This is a genomic window from Acinetobacter endophylla (assembly GCF_053543775.1).
On the sequence record NZ_JBLVOM010000240.1, the window covers coordinates 155638 to 175855 of the forward strand.

At 42.9% G+C, this 20218-nt stretch carries 20 protein-coding genes; 10 read left to right on the forward strand and 10 right to left on the reverse strand.

The features are described from left to right. Nucleotides 1-33: 33 nt before the first annotated feature. The 3 genes from ACNPNW_RS10720 to ACNPNW_RS10730 all read right to left on the reverse strand — a co-directional run bounded on the left by ACNPNW_RS10720 (nt 34) and on the right by ACNPNW_RS10730 (nt 2489). Nucleotides 34-1251, reverse strand: a complete 1218-nt coding sequence (locus ACNPNW_RS10720; RefSeq protein WP_004279813.1) for an IscS subfamily cysteine desulfurase — start codon at nt 1249-1251, stop codon at nt 34-36. 1 nt (nt 1252) lies between these two features. Next, nucleotides 1253-1726: an Rrf2 family transcriptional regulator gene (locus ACNPNW_RS10725; protein ID WP_004279811.1), complete on the reverse strand. Its 474-nt coding sequence runs from the start codon at nt 1724-1726 to the stop codon at nt 1253-1255. A gap of 112 nt (nt 1727-1838) precedes the next feature. Beyond that, complete coding sequence (locus ACNPNW_RS10730) at nt 1839-2489, reverse strand: hypothetical protein (protein WP_004646765.1); 651 nt, start codon at nt 2487-2489, stop codon at nt 1839-1841. Nucleotides 2490-2692: 203 nt separating this feature from the next. Here ACNPNW_RS10730 and ACNPNW_RS10735 point away from each other — a divergent pair, with 203 nt between their 5' ends. The 3 genes from ACNPNW_RS10735 (at nt 2693) to ACNPNW_RS10745 (ending at nt 5597) form a co-directional block, all read left to right on the forward strand. Continuing rightward, nucleotides 2693-3166: a phasin family protein gene (locus ACNPNW_RS10735; RefSeq protein WP_004646766.1), complete on the forward strand. Its 474-nt coding sequence runs from the start codon at nt 2693-2695 to the stop codon at nt 3164-3166. Nucleotides 3167-3328: 162 nt separating this feature from the next. Beyond that, on the forward strand, nt 3329-3601 hold the full coding sequence (gene hbs, locus ACNPNW_RS10740; protein ID WP_004279807.1) for a non-specific DNA-binding protein Hbs: 273 nt from the start codon (nt 3329-3331) through the stop codon (nt 3599-3601). 130 nt (nt 3602-3731) lie between these two features. Beyond that, a complete protein-coding gene (locus tag ACNPNW_RS10745; protein ID WP_004646769.1) occupies nt 3732-5597 on the forward strand; it encodes a SurA N-terminal domain-containing protein in 1866 nt (621 codons plus the stop codon). A gap of 61 nt (nt 5598-5658) precedes the next feature. On the opposite strand, the gene ACNPNW_RS10750 is transcribed toward ACNPNW_RS10745, so the two are convergent. Then, nucleotides 5659-6528 carry a DUF2797 domain-containing protein gene (locus ACNPNW_RS10750; RefSeq protein ID WP_004646770.1) on the reverse strand — a complete coding sequence of 290 codons (870 nt, stop codon included), beginning with the start codon at nt 6526-6528 and terminating at the stop codon, nt 5659-5661. A 34-nt stretch (nt 6529-6562) separates the two neighbouring features. Between ACNPNW_RS10750 and ACNPNW_RS10755 the strand changes: the two genes are divergently transcribed. Together ACNPNW_RS10755 and ACNPNW_RS10760 are read left to right on the forward strand one after the other, a co-directional pair. Continuing rightward, on the forward strand, nt 6563-7033 hold the full coding sequence (locus tag ACNPNW_RS10755; protein WP_004279801.1) for a DUF6231 family protein: 471 nt from the start codon (nt 6563-6565) through the stop codon (nt 7031-7033). Nucleotides 7034-7138: 105 nt separating this feature from the next. Further along, on the forward strand, nt 7139-7810 hold the full coding sequence (locus ACNPNW_RS10760; protein ID WP_004646772.1) for a YidB family protein: 672 nt from the start codon (nt 7139-7141) through the stop codon (nt 7808-7810). Nucleotides 7811-7875: 65 nt separating this feature from the next. Here the strand turns inward: ACNPNW_RS10760 and ACNPNW_RS10765 are convergent, their stop codons facing one another. The 3 genes from ACNPNW_RS10765 to ACNPNW_RS10775 are packed head-to-tail and all read right to left on the reverse strand — an operon-like array spanning nt 7876 to nt 9837. Beyond that, nucleotides 7876-8490 (reverse strand): OB-fold-containig protein, encoded by a 615-nt coding sequence (locus ACNPNW_RS10765; protein ID WP_004279798.1) that lies wholly within the window; start codon nt 8488-8490, stop codon nt 7876-7878. A gap of 19 nt (nt 8491-8509) precedes the next feature. Next, a complete protein-coding gene (locus ACNPNW_RS10770; protein WP_004279797.1) occupies nt 8510-8818 on the reverse strand; it encodes a Rieske (2Fe-2S) protein in 309 nt (102 codons plus the stop codon). Between the two features lie 14 nt (nt 8819-8832). After that, on the reverse strand, nt 8833-9837 hold the full coding sequence (locus ACNPNW_RS10775) for an adenosine kinase (RefSeq protein ID WP_004646774.1): 1005 nt from the start codon (nt 9835-9837) through the stop codon (nt 8833-8835). A gap of 276 nt (nt 9838-10113) precedes the next feature. Here ACNPNW_RS10775 and ACNPNW_RS10780 point away from each other — a divergent pair, with 276 nt between their 5' ends. The 3 genes from ACNPNW_RS10780 to ACNPNW_RS10790 all read left to right on the forward strand — a co-directional run bounded on the left by ACNPNW_RS10780 (nt 10114) and on the right by ACNPNW_RS10790 (nt 14832). Further along, nucleotides 10114-10566 (forward strand): GNAT family N-acetyltransferase, encoded by a 453-nt coding sequence (locus tag ACNPNW_RS10780; RefSeq protein ID WP_004646775.1) that lies wholly within the window; start codon nt 10114-10116, stop codon nt 10564-10566. Nucleotides 10567-10731: 165 nt separating this feature from the next. Further along, nucleotides 10732-13671, forward strand: coding sequence for an insulinase family protein (locus tag ACNPNW_RS10785; RefSeq protein WP_004646776.1), 2940 nt, complete (start codon nt 10732-10734; stop codon nt 13669-13671). Between the two features lie 21 nt (nt 13672-13692). After that, nucleotides 13693-14832, forward strand: coding sequence for a phospholipase A (locus ACNPNW_RS10790; protein WP_004646777.1), 1140 nt, complete (start codon nt 13693-13695; stop codon nt 14830-14832). 70 nt (nt 14833-14902) lie between these two features. On the opposite strand, the gene ACNPNW_RS10795 is transcribed toward ACNPNW_RS10790, so the two are convergent. The 3 genes from ACNPNW_RS10795 to ilvA all read right to left on the reverse strand — a co-directional run bounded on the left by ACNPNW_RS10795 (nt 14903) and on the right by ilvA (nt 18600). Further along, nucleotides 14903-16243 carry a TrkH family potassium uptake protein gene (locus ACNPNW_RS10795; RefSeq protein ID WP_004646778.1) on the reverse strand — a complete coding sequence of 447 codons (1341 nt, stop codon included), beginning with the start codon at nt 16241-16243 and terminating at the stop codon, nt 14903-14905. After that, a complete protein-coding gene (locus ACNPNW_RS10800) occupies nt 16240-16896 on the reverse strand; it encodes a potassium channel family protein (RefSeq protein WP_004646780.1) in 657 nt (218 codons plus the stop codon). The genes ACNPNW_RS10795 and ACNPNW_RS10800 overlap by 4 nt, the downstream gene beginning before the upstream one ends. A gap of 165 nt (nt 16897-17061) precedes the next feature. Next, nucleotides 17062-18600 carry a threonine ammonia-lyase, biosynthetic gene (gene ilvA / locus ACNPNW_RS10805; RefSeq protein ID WP_004646781.1) on the reverse strand — a complete coding sequence of 513 codons (1539 nt, stop codon included), beginning with the start codon at nt 18598-18600 and terminating at the stop codon, nt 17062-17064. Nucleotides 18601-18704: 104 nt separating this feature from the next. On the opposite strand from ilvA, the gene rpiA reads away from it, so the two are divergent. Together rpiA and ACNPNW_RS10815 are read left to right on the forward strand one after the other, a co-directional pair. Then, nucleotides 18705-19376, forward strand: a complete 672-nt coding sequence (rpiA, locus tag ACNPNW_RS10810) for a ribose-5-phosphate isomerase RpiA (protein WP_004279784.1) — start codon at nt 18705-18707, stop codon at nt 19374-19376. 138 nt (nt 19377-19514) lie between these two features. Continuing rightward, entirely contained in the window at nt 19515-20195 is a 681-nt protein-coding gene (locus ACNPNW_RS10815) for a M48 family metallopeptidase (protein ID WP_004646782.1), read from the forward strand. Nucleotides 20196-20218: the final 23 nt, after the last annotated feature.

The following is a 20218-nucleotide window of genomic DNA, read 5'->3' on the forward strand; positions in this document are numbered from 1 at the left end:
AGCAACGGATTTGTCACTATCTCAGAATGAAAATTAGTGCTCAGCCCACTCAACTTTAGAAAGGTCAATACCTTCCTTATACATATCCCAAAGCGGAGAAAGTTCACGTAACTTCTCAACAGCAGCTTTAGTGATAGTCAATACGTGATCGATATCTTCTTCAGTGGTGTATTTACCGAAGCTGAAGCGGATCGAACTGTGTGCAAGTTCGTCTGAAAGACCCAATGCACGAAGTACATAAGATGGTTCAAGTGTTGCAGATGTACATGCCGAACCTGAAGATACCGCAGCATCTTTCAATGCCATCATCAATGATTCGCCTTCAACGAAGTTGAAGCTAATATTCAGGTAGTTCGCTACGTTTTGTGTTGGATGGCCGTTCAGGAACACTTGTTCAAGACCTTGTAAACCATTCCACAGCTTGTCGCGAAGTACACGTAAACGAGTCTGTTCAGCTTCCAAGTTTTTGCCTGCAAGTTCAAACGCTTCACCCATACCTACAATCTGGTGAGTCGCAAGGGTACCTGAACGCATACCACGTTCATGGCCGCCACCATGCATTTCAGCTTTAAGGCGTACACGCGGGCTACGACGTACAAACAGTGCGCCAATACCTTTAGGGCCATAGATCTTATGCGCAGAGAAGCTCATCAAATCTACTTTTAAAGTTGAAAGATCAATTTCAACTTTACCCGCTGCCTGAGCTGCATCGACATGGAAGAAAATCTTGTTGGCGCGAGTGATTTCACCAATCGCTGCAACATCAGTCACAGTACCGATTTCATTGTTTACCATCATCAGGGAAACAAGAATTGTGTCTGGACGGATCGCTGCCTGTACCATTTCAGGCGTAATTAAACCGGTTTGAGGTTGAGGCTCAATATAGGTAATTTCAAAACCTTCAGACTCAAGCTCACGACAGGTATCTAAAACTGCCTTATGTTCGATTTTAGAGGTAACGATATGTTTACCTTTAGATGCATAGAAATGAGCCACACCTTTAAGCGCAAGGTTGTCTGACTCGGTTGCACCTGAAGTCCATACGATTTCACGTGGATCAGCTTTAATTAAATTCGCAACTTGTTCACGTGCATATTCAACTTTTTCTTCTGCTTGCCAACCATACGCGTGTGAACGAGATGCCGCATTACCAAAGGTACCATCGAATGTTAAGCATTCCATCATACGTTCAGCAACCTGAGGATCTACAGGAGTTGTAGCTGCATAATCAAGATAAATCGGACGTTTCATGTCAAATACCTGTAACCGATAAAAGGGCTGAATCTAAAGGTGCTGATTTTTGGCGTAATGACACAGTCTGGACGTTGTCACGTGCAACCAGATCAGCAAGCGAGATTTTTTCTAAATAATCGGCGATGTGATGGGAGAGTTCCTGCCATAAATCATGAGTCAAGCACATCGCGCCATTCTGGCAATTGCCTTTATGGTCACAGCGAGTCGCATCAACTGTTTCGTTTACAGCTTCAATAATTGCTAACACAGTAATTTCATCTGCATTACGTGCTAAATGGTAACCACCATTTGCGCCACGAACACTAGAAACTAAACCATGACGCTTGAGCTTCGCAAATAACTGCTCAAGATAAGCAACAGAAATAGTTTGACGTGCTGCAATTTCAGCGAGCGTTATCGTTTTTTCAGAAGGCTGCAAAGCTAGATCAAGTAGAGCAGTCACAGCGTAGCGACCGCGAGTGGTTAGGCGCATGATTCGATACACATGGTTAGACTAGATGTGTAGATTTTATGAATCCCGACTAAATTAGTCAAGTTATTTTTAGTAGACCTTAGTGGGATTTAATTTTTGGAGAATGAAAGATTTACATGCTCAGCCAATTATACACTAATAACATAATCAAAAGTACGCTGCTCAGGCCAAAAATGATATTAATACGCTTTTGACGGCGTTCGATCCGTTTCAGGCGGTTTTTATACTGTTTGACTTCCACTTGCAGGGTATTGATCTTGGAGCGCTGTTCTTCAATTTTCTTTAAAAGCGGTGCAATACGCTTTTTAGAAGCAATAATTTCCGCTTCATCCGTCGGCGCATCAGACAGCCAGTGTTTCCAGTCGGCTAGTACTTTTGGCAAGCTGAATACGGTTAACAGATCACGAAACTCATCTTTTAAAACCTGATTGCCATCAATGCGCATGCTGCGAATGCTACGACGATTGCCAAAAATGAAAATTTTAATCAGATCGGGAAGTGTAGTGCGCACATCCAGGTCGACAATGCGGCCCGGTGCTTTGTGGTCAAATAATAGTCCATTGGGGGTGAATTGCACATAAAAGTCGAAATATGGAATATAGCTATTGATTTTAATCGAGATGTTTTTATCTACAAACTTTTTGGCCTGTAATGCAACGACACGATCATGCTTGAGAATGAAAGTAAATATTGTCTCTAAAACAATTAACGTCATCGTAAGCAACAAATGCGGTTGATTTTGACTTTGTTGCGATTCGCTCATATACAACCAATCCTTACCTGAAATATAAAGTGAAAAAGCTTCCTGCTTGTGAAGAGATTTCAGGGTTAAATCAAATTAGACTTGAAATAAATTGCTTTGTAGAACAGTTTATCAAATCTATCAAGTACTAAATTTGCTATTATGCAGTGGTTTTGTAGAATAATTTATAATAATTGCGCAGAAAACAAACAGGAGCCGTGCACATGGACAAGTCAAAAACAGCACAAGACTCAGCTGAAGCTTCGAATGAGAAAATGCTGAAACCCAAGTCTAAATCTGCCTCGGAGCGCAAATCGGTTCTTGATTTTCGTAAATACACCAAACAGATCTGGTTGGCTGGACTTGGGGCATTTTCACGTGCAGAAGAGGAAGGCAATAAACTGTTTGACTCGCTGGTCAAGGTCGGGGAAGAACTTGAATCTAAAACTGCAGATATTGCCGATCAAACTGTAGAGAAGGTTTCAGAAAAAGCCAAAGAGTCGGTCACAGACACCAAAGACAAAGTGGAAAAATTAATCGACAACTCTGTTCATCACTCATTGAATCGTATAGGATTAGTCACACTGAAGGATGTACAGTATTTGGAACGTTTAATTCTCCAGTTGCATGCCAAGGTTGATCAGTTGACTGCGGAACAAGAAAAAATGAAAGAAGAATTGCCGAAAAAACTTAAATAAAATGACTTTATTTATTATTCAATGTTTTTTTCGCATATTTTTTGAAAAAAAAGAGGTTCTTAAGTATTGCGTTTATACCTAAAGCATTGCTATAAAGGCGTTATGGCATGTTAAACCAATTCTTGAACCTTAAATAAACGATATTAAGAGGACGTAATCTTCATGAATAAATCAGAATTAATTGATGCAATTGCAGAAAAAGGGGGATTATCTAAGGCTGACGCAGGTAAAGCTTTAGATGCTACAATTGCTTCTGTTACTGAAGCTTTAAAATCGGGTGATACAGTAACTTTAGTGGGTTTTGGTACTTTCGGTGTGAAAGAACGCGCTGCACGTACTGGCCGTAACCCACAAACTGGTGCTACTCTTGAGATCAAAGCAAGCAAAGTACCTAGCTTCAAAGCAGGTAAAGGCTTAAAAGACGCTGTAGCTTAAGCTTACCCAGCGACGAAACGCGCCTTCTTTGGCGCGTTTTTTATTGATAAATTTAATTGTGATGATTAACACATTCATTCAATGGGTATTTTCGGTTAAAATCCTTTGCAAATAAAATATTGGAATACTTATGGAAGCTTTTCGTAAAGTTATTAAGGGTTGGTTGGGCAAAGTCTTGCTCGTTCTGTTTTTGACCCCGTTAGCACTTGTAGGTATTGAAGGATATTTTAGCAGCGGAAACTCTGATGCGGCAAAATCAGTGAACGGGACTGAAATATCTCAAAAAGAATTAGAGTCACTGACCAAATCATTTAAAGAACAATATCTCAGTTATGCCAATGGGGATGAAACTTTACTGAATCAAAGCTTCATTGACCAGAAAGCCATGGATACTCTGGTTGCACGTACTTTATTGCTGCAACAGGCTGAAGAATTAGGGATCAGTCTGAGTGACCAGCAAATTGAACAGATGATTGCTCAGCAGCCTACTTTCCAGCAAGATGGCAAGTTCTCGAATGCTTTATATGAAAATTATCTAAAATCAATTGGCATGACCAATCGCGCTTTGATTGAAAGTTTACGTAAAGATCATGCGCTGAAGATGCTGTCATCGACTTTCCTGGATTATCCACTGGTAAGCCCAGTCGAAATGCAGCAGATTGCCGATTTACAAACTGAACAACGTCATATTCATATTTCCAGCATTAATCTGGACAGCTATAAAAAAGATGTCAAAGTGACGGATGCAGATATTGCTGCTTATTATGAAAAACACAAAACGCTATTTAAACAGCCGACCAGTGTAGATGTCGACTATGTGGTGTTAAAGCCAAGCGATATTCAGGTGGAGAGTTTAGCGGTTACAGAGGCTGAGCTTCAGGAAGCCTATACCGCCTTTGTTGCAACACAAAAACAGACAGTTAAACCAGATGTGAAGCATATTTTAATTACGGCGGACAGTCGTAGTGATGCTGAAGCAAAAAAACTGGCGACCGATATTGCAGCCAAAATTAAAGCCGGTACTACTTTTGCTCAGGCAGCAGCACAATATTCTGAAGACCCTGAATCTAAGTCTAAAGGTGGCGCGCTTGCCGTTTATGAAGAAGGTGTATTTGGTACTGCATTTGATCAGACGGTTAGTTCTTTAAAATCGGGTCAGGTGTCTGCACCAGTGAAAACAGATTATGGTTACCACATCATTTCTGTGCAAACGCCAGATGTTGCAGTTCCTTCTTTTGAATCACAAAAAGCACGTTTGTCTGAAGAAGCCTTGGCTGCTAAAAAATCCAATGCATTCTCTGATACGGTCAATACGCTAAATGATATGGTGGTAGGAAGTGATTCTCTGGATGTCGTTACACAGGAAGTTAAAGGTGTACAAGTCCAGAAAGCCCAAGGTGTAACACTTTCGACCCGTGATCCTGTGCTGAGCGATGCTAACCTCAAAGTCAAATTGTTTAATGACGATGTTAAAAATGGTGATCGTAATGCTTCATCAAGCATTCAGTTAGCCAATGGTGATGTAGCCTGGATAAAGGTGCGTAATTATCATGCAGCCGGCGAACAAACATTGGCAGAAGCAAAACCCCGTGTTAAGGCTCAGTTGATTGAAGACAAGGCAGCTGCTTTGGCAAAAGCAAAAATTCAGAAAGCTTTGGATGAGTTCAAAACCAAACCGGCTGCAGCAGTGGCGAAAGGTGATTTGATCTTTGAAGATGCTGGCGTTTACACACGTGCTGAAGGTTTACTAAAACGTGATGTACAGCGTGCGGCCTTTAGTCTGCCGACACCAAAAGCAGGCCATTGGTCAGTGACCACAGCGAAAATGCCGAATGAACTGGTTGTGGTTGCGGTATCAGAAGTGAAGAAAAATCCGGTGGATGTATTAAGTGCAGAACAGCGTAGTGAGTTGGTGAAGTTATATCAGCAACTTCGTGGTCAGCAGGAATTTGATGACTATACGCGTTACCTGAAATCTCAGGCAAAAATCAAATAAAATTGTTGTATAAAAAAACCAGCCTGCGGGCTGGTTTTTTGTTTTCTAGGCAAATAATGGTTTAAGCACGAATAATCAGTTGATAACCGGTATATTTGCGCATATTAATCACGCCAGTATCCAGAATTAAATACTGGCCCTTGATGCCTTGTAATTTGCCACGAATCACAGGAGTTTTATCCAGATTATGCGATTTAATCTTTTCCGGATATTGTTCTACCGGATAAATAAACTCTCGTGCGAATTCATCTTCCAATACTTCAATATTTTCATTAAATTCTAGATTCTGATTAAATTCTTCGCGAATGCTTTGAATTTTAGGCGCAAATTCTTCCAGCAGTTGTTCACGCACTTCAATCAGGTTCAATGGTTCTGCTTCACCTTTCAGTAGCTTGCGCCAGTCAGTTTTATCAGCAACCTGCGTACCAAACATGACCTCAAGCTTTCCGGAAAGACGACGTGAGCCCACTTTCATAATCGGCAGGGCTTGGGAGGCACCCTGATCAAGCCAGCGAGTCGGCATTTGGCTGGTACGGGTAATGCCGACCTTTAATGCACTGGAATTGGCCAGATAGACAATATGTGGTTGGAAGCAGACATTCTGTGCAAATTCATCTTCGCGGCAAGTGCCCAAATGATAATGGCACGTCTCTGGCTTCATGATGCACATATCACATGAAGCATTGGTTTTAAAACATTTAAAACAGTGACCTTGCGAAAATGATTTGGAAGTTTTGTTGCCACAAGACACGCAGTAAATATTACCGGTCCATTCAATCTCGATTTCTTGGCCTAAATTAAACGGAAGATCAATTTCTGCACGATCTAAAATTAATTTATATTCAACATTTGCCCGCTGTATCTGTTGATCAGTTACACTAAGGTCCTTGAGGCCGACGTGCATTTTATGACAAATGCCCTGAAGTTCCATAAAAATTACTCACTTAAATCATAAGGATGCAGTTATGGCTGAGCAGAATGTCATTACTTCAATGCTAGACGATTTCGCACAGGAACAGCCAATTCATACTGCTATTTGTATTGGGCAGGACTTGAGCCAAGTCCAGTTTCAGCCAGCTATTCAATGGTCCTATTTTAGCGTATCTGACTTTTTAAATCTGCCTTTTCAGCAACGTTATGACTTGGCTGTGGTGATGCTGGATACTGCAGAAACAGAACATTTGTCTGAACAGATCATGAGTCAAATTCTGGTGAAATTACGTGATTTGTTTGCCAAACGGCTAGTGGTGATCAGCCGGCTGCAAAATGAAAAGTTATTGAGAGCTTTAGGATTTACCCAGCTGATTGACAAGACCACACATGAGGCCGATTTTGCGCTGTGGCAGTTTAATATTTTAACCTATAAGCACGTGCCAGACTGGTTTAACTCCAAATTTTGGGCTAATCCGGAAAACTGGGATAAATTTCGCTGGTAAACCGAAAACCTGCTTAACCAAGATTGCAAATATTAACACAATCTTGCCTAGACAATATGAGGGCAGGCCGTATTCTGTAATTAAGATGCACATAGGATATAGGACATGACAAACCTGAGTAGTATTGTGGAAATATTAGCAAAGCAGGCATTGGGTGGTGGGCAGTCGCAGCAAAAGTCCTCACAACAAGGTGGCTTGGCAGATATCCTGGGGTCTGTGCTAGGGCATTTAAACCAGTCAAATTCTCAGCAAAATCAAAATACTCAAAACCAGCAAAATCAAACCGGCCAGCAGACTCGACAAAATGGTCTGGGGGCAATTTTAGGTTCAGTAATAAGTCAGTTCGGTGGTAGTGGTACTCAAGGTACTGCTCAGCCTCGTTCAGGATTGGGTGGTTCTACTGGTAAAACCTTATTGATTGCAGTACTGCCTTTAGTGCTGGCCTGGATTCAAAAACAGGGCGGTTTACAGGGTGCATTAGACAAGCTAAAAGGACAGGGGCTCAATAGCCAGGTCGATGATTGGGTGTCGACCGGCCCCGGTGAAAATGCCAATGTCGATCCGCAGCAGGTGCAAAACCTGTTTGATGATCAGGAAGTTGAAGCAGTTGCACAACAAACCCATGCACCGAAGCAGGATGTGTATAGTGCGATTTCACAGGTCTTGCCGCAGATTATTGATTCGCTTACTCCACAAGGTGAGCAAACCAGCAAGCAGGAAGCCAATAATGATATTCAAAATGTATTGAATATGGTTTCAGGACTTCTTAAAAAATAAATATAGACATTAAAAAATCCCGATATCTGTCGGGATTTTTTAATAACTATCAAATGATTTAGAATTTAATCTAGATTCATGCTGAACAGCTGATTAGATTTACAAATTTTCTTGGCAACATAATGAGATTTTCTCATGCGAATCAGGATAATCTGCGACTGAAAACCGAGTTCACCAAACTCAGGTTCTACCTGTACATAATGCAGTTGCCCATACTCATCTCGCACCCGCGCTTGAGCAGAAAAACCGGGTCGGGCATTGCCACTGGAAATTGTCGCCAAACGGCCAAGTAAATTGACATTGTTCTTTTTATATTTAGGTGGAATGACCTGATCCAGACAGTGAATCATAAAAATAGTAAAAAAAGTCGCAATGATTAAAGCCGGAATAATCAGGTAATAAGCAGGCAGAAATTTAAATTCCTGAGAATAGATCAGGAACTGTAAAACATAGCCGGCAAAACTAAAATTCATCAGGAAGAAAAACACAATCAAGGTTTTGGAGAATTTGACGTTTAGTAGATCCATCTGCTGAAAGTCATAAGGTGAAATTTTTTGCAGAAACTTGCTGGGTCTGAGTCCAAAATAGAAACCAATGGTTTTCACCACACCGAACAGAATAATCGCCAATAAACTCAGATGAAAAGGCATCAGGTTATAGTCTAGAAAAAATGCAGGCATGGTGAAGTCCGTTTTAGTCTTATTCTGAGAGGTAAATTCCACCATCAGAATGCACGGTAATCTCTACTTTTTCAAGTGCTTGACCTTGGCAAGGCCCAGAAATGCATTCACCGCTTTCTACCAGAAACAAGGCGCCATGCGTGGAGCATTCAATAAATTCCTGATCGCGATCCAGAAACTGGTTTTCCAGAAATTCCAGTTCGACCTGCAAATGCGGACACAGGTTTTGATAGGCATAGAAGGCACCGTCACGCTGTGTGATAAAGATATTATCTCCATCGGGAAGCTCAAAAGAGCGTGCTTCGCGTTCTGGAACGTCTTCGGTCATGCAAATTTTAAACATTAAGCACATTCCTTTTGAAAGTCTTGTAATAATGCCGCATAGTCTTCAACTGCCAGGCGTGGACCAAATTGTGAAACCACCTGGCTCGAAATGAGAATCGCCAGTTCAGCCGCAGCTTGAAGACCCAAATTAGCATTCAATCCGTACAGGAAAGCCCCGGCAAAAGCATCACCGGCACCGTTGGCATCTACTGCAGGCACTTTACGGCCAGGAACAGTAAATGTATTTTGATAATCCGAAATCAGTGCGCCTTCAGCTGACAATGTAATGACAACGTGCTGACTGATTGTTTTTAATTTAAGCAGGGCTGCCTCAAGATTATCTGTTTCTGTATACATCAGCGCTTCTTGCTGGTTACATAACAGCAAGTCTACACCATCTGCAATCATTTCATCCAAACCGGCACGCGCGTATTGCACCATGGCAGGATCAGATAAAGTTAGGGCAATTTTAACGCCATTGGCACGGGCAATATCACGTGCTTGTTGTACCGCATGACGTGCTGTGTCAGAAGTTGATAAATAACCTTCGAGATATAGCCATTTCGCGCTATTTAGTGCGCTGAAATCAATTTGTTGATCAGTCAGTTCGGCCGTAATACCCAGATAGGTATGCATGGTACGTTCAGAATCAGGGCTGACCAGAACCATACATGTCCCTGTTACGCCTTCACTGATCGATTGGGTGGTGGTCTTAATACCTGCATCATTCAAACCCTTCAGGTAGATGTGCCCCAGTTCGTCATTTCCGACACGACAGCCATAAAATGCAGAACCACCGAGCGCAGAAAATGCCACGGTAGTGTTGGCTGCTGAACCGCCTGAAGCCTGACCCTTATACACTTGAGTCGCTTGAAGATTTTGATAAAGAGTGGCCTGAGTCTCACCATCTGCAAGTTGCATGGTGCCTTTTTGCAAGTGATGTGCAGTTAAAAAGTCATCAGAAACTTTAAATTCTTGGTCAATCAGCGCATTACCAATCGCAAAAAGATCAACAGTTGCCATGTTCAAATATCACATTAAAAATGAAAGTCCTAAGTTTACACGATTGCTTGGGATTGCTGTAGTTTGCTGAATCATTTTCAAATATTTTTCAAAAATGCTGTATTTTGTTCAGCAGCTATCTTTGGTCTAAAAACTGACTTATTTTTGTGCACTGGTGTGCTGCAGCATTGATTTAAGGATCACATTTTATTTATAAAGAGATATCGCTCCTGGCATGATACTTTAAGTCGCTTGGCAACAGTGATTCTTCACAACAATTTCAAATAGTGTGCGTATATGAATATTAAAATTGTAACAGCCGAACAACTCCCGGATCAGATCGAAACACTGGCAACTCTGGCACGTAAAGAAGGCTATAATTTGGTAGATAAGTTAATAGAAGAATATCGCACCGGGAAAAACTGCTTTAGCCACGCCAATGAATATTTGGTGGTGGCGCATGATGGCAAGAAACTGGTTGGCTGTGGTGGCTTAAACCAGCAATGGGGAGATAACGGCATTGAAGACCGCATTGGTCGTGTACGCCGTTTTTATGTGCATCCGAAATATCGTCAGCATGGCGTAGGCAAACAGCTTTTGGCTTACCTAGAGCAATTGGCACGTCCGCATTATTCGGCTTTATGCTTACAAACAGATACCCGACTGGCCGCCAGTTTTTATCAAAAGCAGAATTATGTATTTGTAGAAAATAATCCAAGCTATAACTATTTTAAATATCTGATTTCTTAAGCTTGTAAATACTCATCTAGATGCAGGAAGTAAATTTGATGATTTAATTTTCAAATGATCAAGTTTACTTAATTCGATCAAAATCCTCGGTTTTCAACGTGAATAATTCAAACAACTAAAGCTATAATGCGCTTAGTTATTTTAATTAAAGCATTAGGAGATCGCATGACTGTAGATGTCACTGAAACCATTTCTCAAACTGTACATCCTGCGTTTCAGTTGGTACGTCAACAACATGTTGAAGCTTTAGACATTTTCGTGTCTGAATATAAACATAAAGTGACTGGCGCCACGCATTATCATCTGGCGACCAATCACGACGAAAATGTCTTTCTGGTGGCGTTTCGTACCCAGCCGATGGATTCTAAAGGCGAAGCCCATATTCTGGAACATACTGCGCTGTGTGGTTCAGAAAAATTCCCGGTGCGTGATCCATTCTTCCTGATGATTCGCCGTTCATTGAATACTTTCATGAATGCCTTTACTGCGGCTGACTGGACTGCGTATCCATTTGCGACCCAAAATAGTAAAGATTTCCAGAACCTGCTCGAAGTGTATATGGATGCAGCATTTGCTGCGAACCTGAATCCATTGGATTTTGCCCAGGAAGGCATTCGCATTGAGCTGGAAAATGGCGAGCCTGTCTATAAAGGCGTAGTTTTTAATGAAATGAAAGGTGCGATGAGTTCGCCTTCAGACCAGCTGTATCACACGCTGGCGCATCATTTATATCCGCATACCACCTATCATTATAATTCTGGTGGTGATCCTAAAGATATTCCTGACCTGACTTACCAAGAGTTAGTAGATTTCTATAAGTCACATTACCATCCAAGTAATGCAGTCTTCATGACCTTTGGCAATAAAACAGCATTTGAATTGCAAGAGCAGTTTGAACATCTGGCATTATCCAAATTTGAAAAAGGTCAGACGCTGTATCCAACACCTGAAACCCGTTTGACTGCACCATTGACGGTTACCGACAGCTATGCGGTCGATGCCGAAGATCTACAGGACAAGACCTATCATGTGCTGTCATGGTTATTGCCGGAAGCTAGTGACATTAAACTGCGTTTGGGCATGCGTTTAGTTGAAGGGATTCTGCTTGAAGATTCAGCATCACCACTGCGTCATTATCTGGAAACGTGTGGTTATGCAGATGCAACAGGTCCATTCATGGGCGTGGATGATTCTAATTTTGAAATGACTTTCTACTGTGCGGTGCAGGGTTCAAATCCTGAACATGCAGAAGAATTTAAAAATGGTGTGTTTAAGGTTCTAGAAGATGTTGCCTCTAAACCGGTTGATCAGAACATGGTCGATGCGATCCTGCATCAAATTGAATTGCATCAGCGTGAAATCAATGGTGATGGTACGCCGTATGGTTTGAGCCTGATTCTGAGCGGTCTGGGCAGCGCGATTCATCACCGTGATCCGGTTGAAGTTTGGGATGTGGATTCTGCGATTGCCGCAGTTAAGGAAGAGCTGCAAGATCCGATGTGGCTTTCCAATCTGATCAAAGAGCATCTGCTGGATAACCCACATCGTGTCCAACTGACACTGGTTCCCGATGCGACCAAATCTGCCAAAGAAGCGGCTGATGAAAAAGCGCGTCTAGCCGAAATTGGAAAGAATCTGACTGAAGAACAAAAAGCTGAAATTATTGCCCAGACTGAAGCATTGAATGTTCGTCAGGACACGCCGGATGACTTGAACTTATTGCCGAAAGTCGGTCTGGAAGATGTCCCTGCGGAATTGCAAATTGTTCAAGGCCAGTTGCGTGAGATTATCTGTAACCGTGTTGATACGCCGTTGAACCTGTATCATGCCGGCACCAATGGGATTTATTATCAACAGGTTCTGGTCAATATTCCGGATGAAGTGGTGCAGTCGCCTTACTTTAACCTGCTGTCGATCCTGATGGGTGAAGTTGGTGCGGGTGAGTATGATTATCTTGAGTTCCAGCAACTGCAAACAGCGGTAAGTGGCGGTCTGGGCATGGGCGCATCTTTGCGTTCTAAAGTCGATGACAAAAACAAAATTACTGCCTGGTTGACGTTGACCACCAAATCTTTGGTGAATCATCTGGATGCAATTCGTCTGTTAAAGATCGGTTTTGAACAGCTTCGTTTTGATGAGAAAGACCGTATTGTTGAACTGTTACAACAGCGTAAAACGCGCTGGCAGTCACGTATTTCTGGTTCTGGACATAGCTATGCAATGCAAACGGCTTCACGTCAGCATAGTGCATTGGCTTTGCGTGATTATCACAATACCGGTTTGGGTGCATTGAACTGGCTGATCGAGCTGGTGTCTAAGATCGAAAAAGATCCGGCTGAATATGATCTGCTGATTGATGAATTAAAACGGATTCATCGGGTCTTGTTGCAAGCACCAAAGCAATTCCTGTTAGTCTGTGAAGAGCCGCAGTCTGAGCATCTGATCGAAGAAATTCAGAATGTCTGGGACAAACTTGCTGTTGATCCAGCACCGGTTGCATTGACTCAAGTCGAAAAAGTAACCCATGATCAGCACGAAGCCTGGTTGATTCAAGCCAATGTCCAATTCTGTGCGGCTGCTTATCCGGCAGTTGAAGTCTCACACCCTGATGCTGCTGCCTTGATGGTACTAGCGGGTTATTTGCGTAATGGCTTCCTGCACAGCGCCATTCGTGAAAAAGGCGGTGCCTATGGTGGTGGTGCGAGCTATGACGGCAATGCCTGTTCGTTCCGTTTCTACAGCTACCGTGACCCACGTCTGGCAGAAACCTTCCAGGATTTTGATGCGAGTATTCAGTGGTTACTCAATGCACCACAACAGCCGCATCAACTGGAAGAAGCCATTCTGGGGCTGATTGCCAGTATGGATAAACCAGGCTCACCGGCAGGCGAAGCCATTACTGCATGTTATTCCTACTTGCATCAACGTACGCCAGCGTTCCGTAAAAAATTACGTGAACGTTTATTGAATGTCACACTGGATGATTTGCAGCGTGTTGCACAGACCTATCTGGTCGAGCAGCAGGCGACGAAAGCCGTTGTGGCACCAGTGGCAAAACGTGAAATGCTGGAGCAGCTTGGTTTTGTAATTCAACAAGTTCTATAAATAAAAAAAAGAGGATAAGGGATGGCGCTTAATTCGTTTAAGCGCTCAACTCTACAGCTGAGCGTGTTGCTGGGCTGTGCAGTTGGGACGCAAGTGAATGCGGAAGAAACAGTAGTCAACAGTCCCACGCCGGCAACGGCTGAAGCCTGTGCTGCACTGGAAATTAGTGCAGAGCGTCTGGCCTGTTATGATACTTTATTTAAAATTCCGGTTACTGATAAGCCTGCAATCGTTTCTGAACGTCGTGCAGCAGCAGAAATTGCGCCTGAACCCGACAATTTAAAAGCGAAAATTGGTCAGACTGTTTCCAATATTTACGCTTCTGAAGGATCAAAGCTGACGCCGAATCTGTCTTTGCTGGATAGCCGCTGGGAACTCTCTCCGGAAAGTAAATTAGGCACCTGGAACATTCGTTCTTATCAGCCGGTGTATTTGATGCCAGGTTTCTGGACATCAAACAAGAATGAATTACCCGAGAGTGAAAATCCCAACAATATAGAGACAGAGAAACAGAATCTCACCTCAACTGAAGCTAAGTTTCAACTGTCTTTAAAGACCAAGGCGGTTGAAAATATCTTGGGAGATAATGGCGATCTCTGGCTTGGTTATACTCAGTCTTCGCGTTGGCAGGTGTATAACTCGGAAGAATCACGTCCGTTTCGTGAGACCAACTATGAACCCGAAGCCAGTTTGATTTTCCGTACCAATTATGATCTTTTGGGTCTGAATTGGCGTATGTTGGGATTGACCATCAATCATCAGTCCAATGGTCGTTCTGATCCGTTATCACGTAGCTGGAATCGGGTGATGCTGAATCTTGGTTTTGAAAAAGACAATTTTGCCTTGATGGTTCGTCCTTGGTATCGCTTTGAAGAGAAGCGAGAAGACGATAACAATCCAGAGATCAAGAACTATATTGGCCGTGGAGACATGACCGCATTTTATCGTTATAAGGAGCATGATTTTTCATTGATGCTACGACATACCTTAAAAGGTGGAGATGAAAACCGTGGAGCGGTACAGTTCGACTGGTCATTCCCGATCAGTGGGCGTTTGCGTGGCCAATTCCAGCTTTTTGATGGTTACGGAGAAAGCCTGATTGATTATAACCATCGTGCCACGTATGTCGGTTTAGGTGTTTCCTTGATGAACTGGTTCTAGGATTCCAACTTTAAACATCTTGGAATGAAAATAAAAAACCATGCCGCTGCATGGTTTTTTTATAGATAGATTAGCCAATCTGGATTTCTGAAGGCGGATGTTTGAGACGACTCTTTTTCGGAGTCGCAATAAAATAAGCAAGCGTCAGTGGCCCTAGACGCCCTGCGAACATTAACAGCATTAGAATAATCAAACTGGCAGGTTGTAGTTCCTCTGTTACCCCTCGGGACAAACCGACGGTACAGGCCGCAGACACGGCTTCAAACAACAGATCCAGAAAATCCTGCTCAGGTTCCAGGATTAATAAGCTCATAAAACCCATCATGATCAATGCTGCAGTAATACACACGACGGCCAATGCTTTAAACGTAGTTTTTTCAGGAATAGAGTGATTAAACAGCCGGATCTCATCTTCGCGTCTTAAAAAACTGATTACGCTGATGACCACAATAATAAACGTACCGACCTTAATGCCGCCCGCCGTACTTAAGGAGCCGCCCCCGATAAACATGAGCAGCATGGTAACGAGACTGGATGCATCGCTCATTTGTTCCATTGGCAAGCTATTAAAACCTGAAGAGCGGGGAACGGTGGCATGGAACCAGGCATTCACGGCCTGATCGCCCAAACTCATGAGACCCAAGGTGTGTGGATTGGAAGCCTCTAGTAGCCAAAGTACGATAAAAGCACTTAGGTTCAGACCCAGAATCGTTGAGAGGATTAGCTTGCTGTTGGTACTCAACTTACGCCAGCGCTTATGTTCTTTGACGTCCATCAGCACCAGAAAACCGATACCGCCAATGATATACAACATACTGATGGTAAAGGTAATCAGATATTGCCCTGAAAAACTCATCAAGCTATTTGGAAATAGTGAAAATCCACCATTATTAAAAGCGGAGACACTATAAAAGGCTGCATAAAATAATGCATCAGTGAATTGATATTCTTTAAGCCAGGACAAGGTCAGAATCAGCGTGCCGATCGCTTCAAAGAATAGAGAATATAAAAACACGGCTTTAATGGTAAAACTGACTTTTTTCAGACTAGTTTGTCCAATGGACTCCTGTGCCATGACTTGTTGTTTTAGCCCCAGTTGCGGTGCCAGACTCATCACTGCCAGAATGGCAAAGGTCATAAAACCCAAGCCGCCGCATTGCAACAAAAACATAATCACGATTTGACCAAATACGGTATAGGCTTCACCGACATTCACCACCGATAGCCCGGTAATGGTCACAGCAGAAGTTGCTGTAAAAATCGCCTCCAGCCAGCTGATTTCTCCATGATGTGCAATAGGCAGCATCAATAGCAGTGAGCCGATCAGAATTAATCCGAGAAAACCCAAAGCCAGTAAGCTCGGAGGACTGAGGTTAATCGTCCTGTGTTGCTTTAAATCAGAACTTTTCATAAATGTTTAAAATATTTAGCAAGACGGCGCAAAGGTTCCAGCAATCCTTCAACCAGTAAAATGTCGCCTTCTTGAAGAATCTGATTGGCATCTACGTGGTATTGCAGCGTAGATCCGCGTTTATGTAATAAGGTGGTAATTTCAGGTATATGCTTCATCAACTGATTCAACGGTGTACCATGATGATCTGCATGAATCTCGATCTTGACAATATAGTGATCATCTTCAAGTGACATATAACGGCTAACCATCGGGTAGCTGAGTGATTGTGCCACACGGACGCCCATATCTTCTTCTGGGTGAATAATTTTTTCGACGTTCAGATGGGTCAAAATCATATGGTGGGCTTTGGATTTGGCTTTGGCCCAAATTTTCTTTACACCCATATTTTTCAGATGCAGTACACACAGAATGCTGGCTTCAATATCTTCACCAATTGCGACTACGACCGCTTCACAGCGCTGGATATCCAGTTCATCCAGGACATGCTCATCGGTTGCATCGGCAATGACCGCATGGGTGAGCTGATCGGAAATATTTTCCACATATTTTTTATCGAGATCGATTCCAATCACATCATGTTTCAGGCTGATCAGTTGAGTCGCCACTGTTGCACCGAAGCTGCCCAGCCCAATGACTGCAAATAATGCCATGCATATTTCCTTAAATCTTTTTATTTCAAATCAGTTCATGTCTAAGTATGTATCTTAAAGATTTTTATAGTTTTCAGCTATCTGGCCTTACATAAATACTTCATACATTTTCATTCAGCCGGACATAAAAAAACCGCCTCGAAAGGCGGTTTATGTTTGAAAGAATTACTTCAAGAAACGTTGATAACCCAGATTATTGGTAATTTCCTGATATGGATAGGTAATGGTTTCGAGAGTTTCGATCAAGCCATCCGGATTCTGTTGTGCATCGGTTGCTTCAAGACCCACCAGAACACGTCCTTCAGCAGCGCCGTGGTTCCGGTAGTGGAACAGGGTGATATTATGGGTTGGGCCAAGACGTTCCAGGAACATCAGTAAAGCGCCAGGACGCTCCGGGAATTCCACGCGGAACAGGCGCTCATTTTCAATATCGGCATGACCACCGATCAGGTAACGGATATGCAGTTTGGCCACTTCGTCATCAGACAGATCGTCAACGTCATACTGGAACTTTAAGGTTTCATAAATTTCCTGACGTTCTTTCTCGCCATTTTTCAGACTGATGCCGACAAAGACTTGCGCAGCAGAAGCATCGCTGGCACGGTAGTTAAATTCAGTAATATTACGGCCTTGTAATGCACGGCAGAAACTCAGGAATGAACCTTTCTGTTCCGGAATGGTCACGGCAAAAATCGCTTCTTTGCGTTCACCCAGTTCGGTACGTTCAGCGATATAACGTAAACGGTCGAAGTTCATGTTGGCGCCGCAGACAATCGACACCATGTTCTTCCCTTCGATGCCATGTTCAGCCACGTATTTTTTAATACCTGCCAGAGCCATTGCACCAGATGGTTCTACAATGCTACGGCATTCGTCATAAGTGTCTTTAATCGCTGCACAGACTTCATCCGTATTCACCAGCACCACATTCGGTTCCACGATTGGGCCAGAATTGTCCGATTTTTGCAGACGAATCACATCAAATGGTTTTTCACCAATTTGGGCTACCGCTGTACCATCAGCAAACAAGCCCACAGATGGGAGAATCACACGTTCATTTGCTTCTAAAGCAGCTTTTAAACAGGCAGATTCGTCGTATTCCACTGGAATGACTTTAACGTGGGGTGCGACATCACCTAAATACGCTGCAACACCTGCGATCAGGCCACCACCGCCAACTGCGACAAACACGTAATCCACATCGCGCCATTGACGCAGGATTTCATTAGCAATCGTACCTTGGCCAGCAATCACCAGTTCATCATCATAAGGCGGAATGAAGGTCATGCCATCTTCCTGGGCACGTTGAATCGCATACTTGTTGGCGACATCAAATGAATCACCATGCAAAACCACTTCGCCACCAAGACGCTTAACCGCCTGTACCTTGATATCAGGTGTGGTTTTAGGCATCACAATAATCGCGCGAATACCCAGCTTTTTCCCTGAGAGTGCCACGCCCTGTGCATGGTTACCCGCTGAAGCAGTAATAACGCCACGTTCCATTTGTGATTTCGGTAATTGACTAATACGGTTATAGGCACCGCGTAGCTTGAATGAAAAAACCGGTTGTAAATCTTCACGTTTAAAGCGGATATTATTATTGAGTCGTTCGCTAATTCGTGGCGCTGCTTCGAGTGGAGTTTCGATTGCAACATCGTAGACCGTTGCTTGTAAAATTTGTCGAACCAAACGAGACAGCATGTTAATTTTCCATCTAACAGTTTAAAATAGGGGCTTATTGTAACAAACCACACGGCTTTGCGGTTTAAAAAAGCTGCAAAAGTCCAAAATAGTTGAGTGAAGCCATGAGTCTATATGCAACCCAAGATGAGAAAAAACAAGCAGCAGCCAAAGCCGCTTTAAAACACTTGCCAAAAGGGGGCATTTTAGGCGTAGGTACAGGCAGTACTGTAAACTTTTTAATTGACTTATTGCCTGAGCTGCAATTGGAAGCTGCGGTAGCCAGTTCAGAAGCAACTGCACAACGCTTGAAAAAACTCGGCATTGAAGTGGTAGATATGAACTCTGTCAGTGGTCTGGATGCTTATGTTGATGGTGCAGATGAAATTGATCGTCATATGCATATGATCAAAGGTGGCGGTGCAGCGCTGACACGTGAAAAGATTGTTGCCTCTATTGCGAAAAAATTTGTGTGTATCGTGGATGATTCTAAATGGGTTGGACAATTAGGGCGTGAGTTCCCGCTTCCTGTAGAAGTGATTCCAATGGCGCGTTCTGCAGTCGCGCGTAAAATCGTATCTTTAGGTGGCGATCCTGCGTACCGTGAAGGTGTGGTCACTGACAACGGTAATGTGATTTTAGATGTGTACAACCTGAATATTCTAAATGCACTTGAACTGGAAAAAACCTTAAACGATATTCCGGGCGTGGTATGTAACGGTATCTTTGCGATCAACAAAGCAGATATCGCCATTGTCGCGACTGATAACGGAATTGAAGAGCGTACAGCGGTTTAATTAAACTTTCTAGAAAAAATCCCTCTAAATCTCCCTGAGCGAAGTTTTGAAGCACTGCTTTAAAACAAGTGCAAGAAGGGAGACTTTTAAAAGCCCCTCTTTGAAAAAGAGGGGGTTAGGGAGATTAAAAAAACTATAATGACCTTATCCGATCTACCCGAAATCCAAATCACCCGAAATGTCCGTTCAACCCGGTTACGTTTGCGTGTCGATGCGACCCAGATTCGCCTCACAGCCCCGGTTTTTTGCAGCAAAAAACAGATACGGCATTTTATTGAACAATCTGAAAGCTGGCTGATTAAAACCTGGCAATCCCAGCAAGAAAAAATCGAAAATATTGACCGGACGTTACCGATTGAGCTGCGGTTATTTAATCTAAAAGAACCTGTACAAATTTCTTATCAAAGCCAGAAGAGCAACTTCATTTTTGATCATAAAAATTTACAGCTTTGCATCAGTGACCGACATCCTGAAGAATATTTAAAAACTTTCGTGATTGCCTACGCAAAAGAACAGCTTCCTTCATATTTAAATCTTGTCTCACAGCAATGTCATTTGCCTTTTAAAAACTGCAGTATTCGACAACCTAAAACCCGGTGGGGCAGTTGTTCGGCCAAACATGACATTATGCTGAATAGTGCGCTAGTATTATTTCCTGAAGAGGTCACGCATTATGTCGCTGTCCATGAACTGGTACACACAAAGCATTTTGATCATAGTCCACGCTTTTGGGCAGAAGTTGCTAAGCATGATCAGCATTTCCAGCAGCATCGTATAACGCTGAAAAATACGCCGTTGCCATATTGGTGGGGTGCCTAAAACCATAATTAATAAGTCCATAT

Excerpts from the sequence above, each read along its gene's own strand:
- ACNPNW_RS10720 (WP_004279813.1), bottom strand. The coding sequence starts at position 1,251 with ATGAAACGTCCGATTTATCTTGATTATGCAGCTACAACTCCTGTAGAT.
- ACNPNW_RS10725 (WP_004279811.1), bottom strand. The coding sequence starts at position 1,726 with ATGCGCCTAACCACTCGCGGTCGCTACGCTGTGACTGCTCTACTTGAT.
- ACNPNW_RS10730 (WP_004646765.1), bottom strand. The coding sequence starts at position 2,489 with ATGAGCGAATCGCAACAAAGTCAAAATCAACCGCATTTGTTGCTTACG.
- ACNPNW_RS10735 (WP_004646766.1), top strand. The coding sequence starts at position 2,693 with ATGGACAAGTCAAAAACAGCACAAGACTCAGCTGAAGCTTCGAATGAG.
- hbs (WP_004279807.1), top strand. The coding sequence starts at position 3,329 with ATGAATAAATCAGAATTAATTGATGCAATTGCAGAAAAAGGGGGATTA.
- ACNPNW_RS10745 (WP_004646769.1), top strand. The coding sequence starts at position 3,732 with ATGGAAGCTTTTCGTAAAGTTATTAAGGGTTGGTTGGGCAAAGTCTTG.
- ACNPNW_RS10750 (WP_004646770.1), bottom strand. The coding sequence starts at position 6,528 with ATGGAACTTCAGGGCATTTGTCATAAAATGCACGTCGGCCTCAAGGAC.
- ACNPNW_RS10755 (WP_004279801.1), top strand. The coding sequence starts at position 6,563 with ATGGCTGAGCAGAATGTCATTACTTCAATGCTAGACGATTTCGCACAG.
- ACNPNW_RS10760 (WP_004646772.1), top strand. The coding sequence starts at position 7,139 with ATGACAAACCTGAGTAGTATTGTGGAAATATTAGCAAAGCAGGCATTG.
- ACNPNW_RS10765 (WP_004279798.1), bottom strand. The coding sequence starts at position 8,490 with ATGCCTGCATTTTTTCTAGACTATAACCTGATGCCTTTTCATCTGAGT.
- ACNPNW_RS10770 (WP_004279797.1), bottom strand. The coding sequence starts at position 8,818 with ATGACCGAAGACGTTCCAGAACGCGAAGCACGCTCTTTTGAGCTTCCC.
- ACNPNW_RS10775 (WP_004646774.1), bottom strand. The coding sequence starts at position 9,837 with ATGGCAACTGTTGATCTTTTTGCGATTGGTAATGCGCTGATTGACCAA.
- ACNPNW_RS10780 (WP_004646775.1), top strand. The coding sequence starts at position 10,114 with ATGAATATTAAAATTGTAACAGCCGAACAACTCCCGGATCAGATCGAA.
- ACNPNW_RS10785 (WP_004646776.1), top strand. The coding sequence starts at position 10,732 with ATGACTGTAGATGTCACTGAAACCATTTCTCAAACTGTACATCCTGCG.
- ACNPNW_RS10790 (WP_004646777.1), top strand. The coding sequence starts at position 13,693 with ATGGCGCTTAATTCGTTTAAGCGCTCAACTCTACAGCTGAGCGTGTTG.
- ACNPNW_RS10795 (WP_004646778.1), bottom strand. The coding sequence starts at position 16,243 with ATGAAAAGTTCTGATTTAAAGCAACACAGGACGATTAACCTCAGTCCT.
- ACNPNW_RS10800 (WP_004646780.1), bottom strand. The coding sequence starts at position 16,896 with ATGGCATTATTTGCAGTCATTGGGCTGGGCAGCTTCGGTGCAACAGTG.
- ilvA (WP_004646781.1), bottom strand. The coding sequence starts at position 18,600 with ATGCTGTCTCGTTTGGTTCGACAAATTTTACAAGCAACGGTCTACGAT.
- rpiA (WP_004279784.1), top strand. The coding sequence starts at position 18,705 with ATGAGTCTATATGCAACCCAAGATGAGAAAAAACAAGCAGCAGCCAAA.
- ACNPNW_RS10815 (WP_004646782.1), top strand. The coding sequence starts at position 19,515 with ATGACCTTATCCGATCTACCCGAAATCCAAATCACCCGAAATGTCCGT.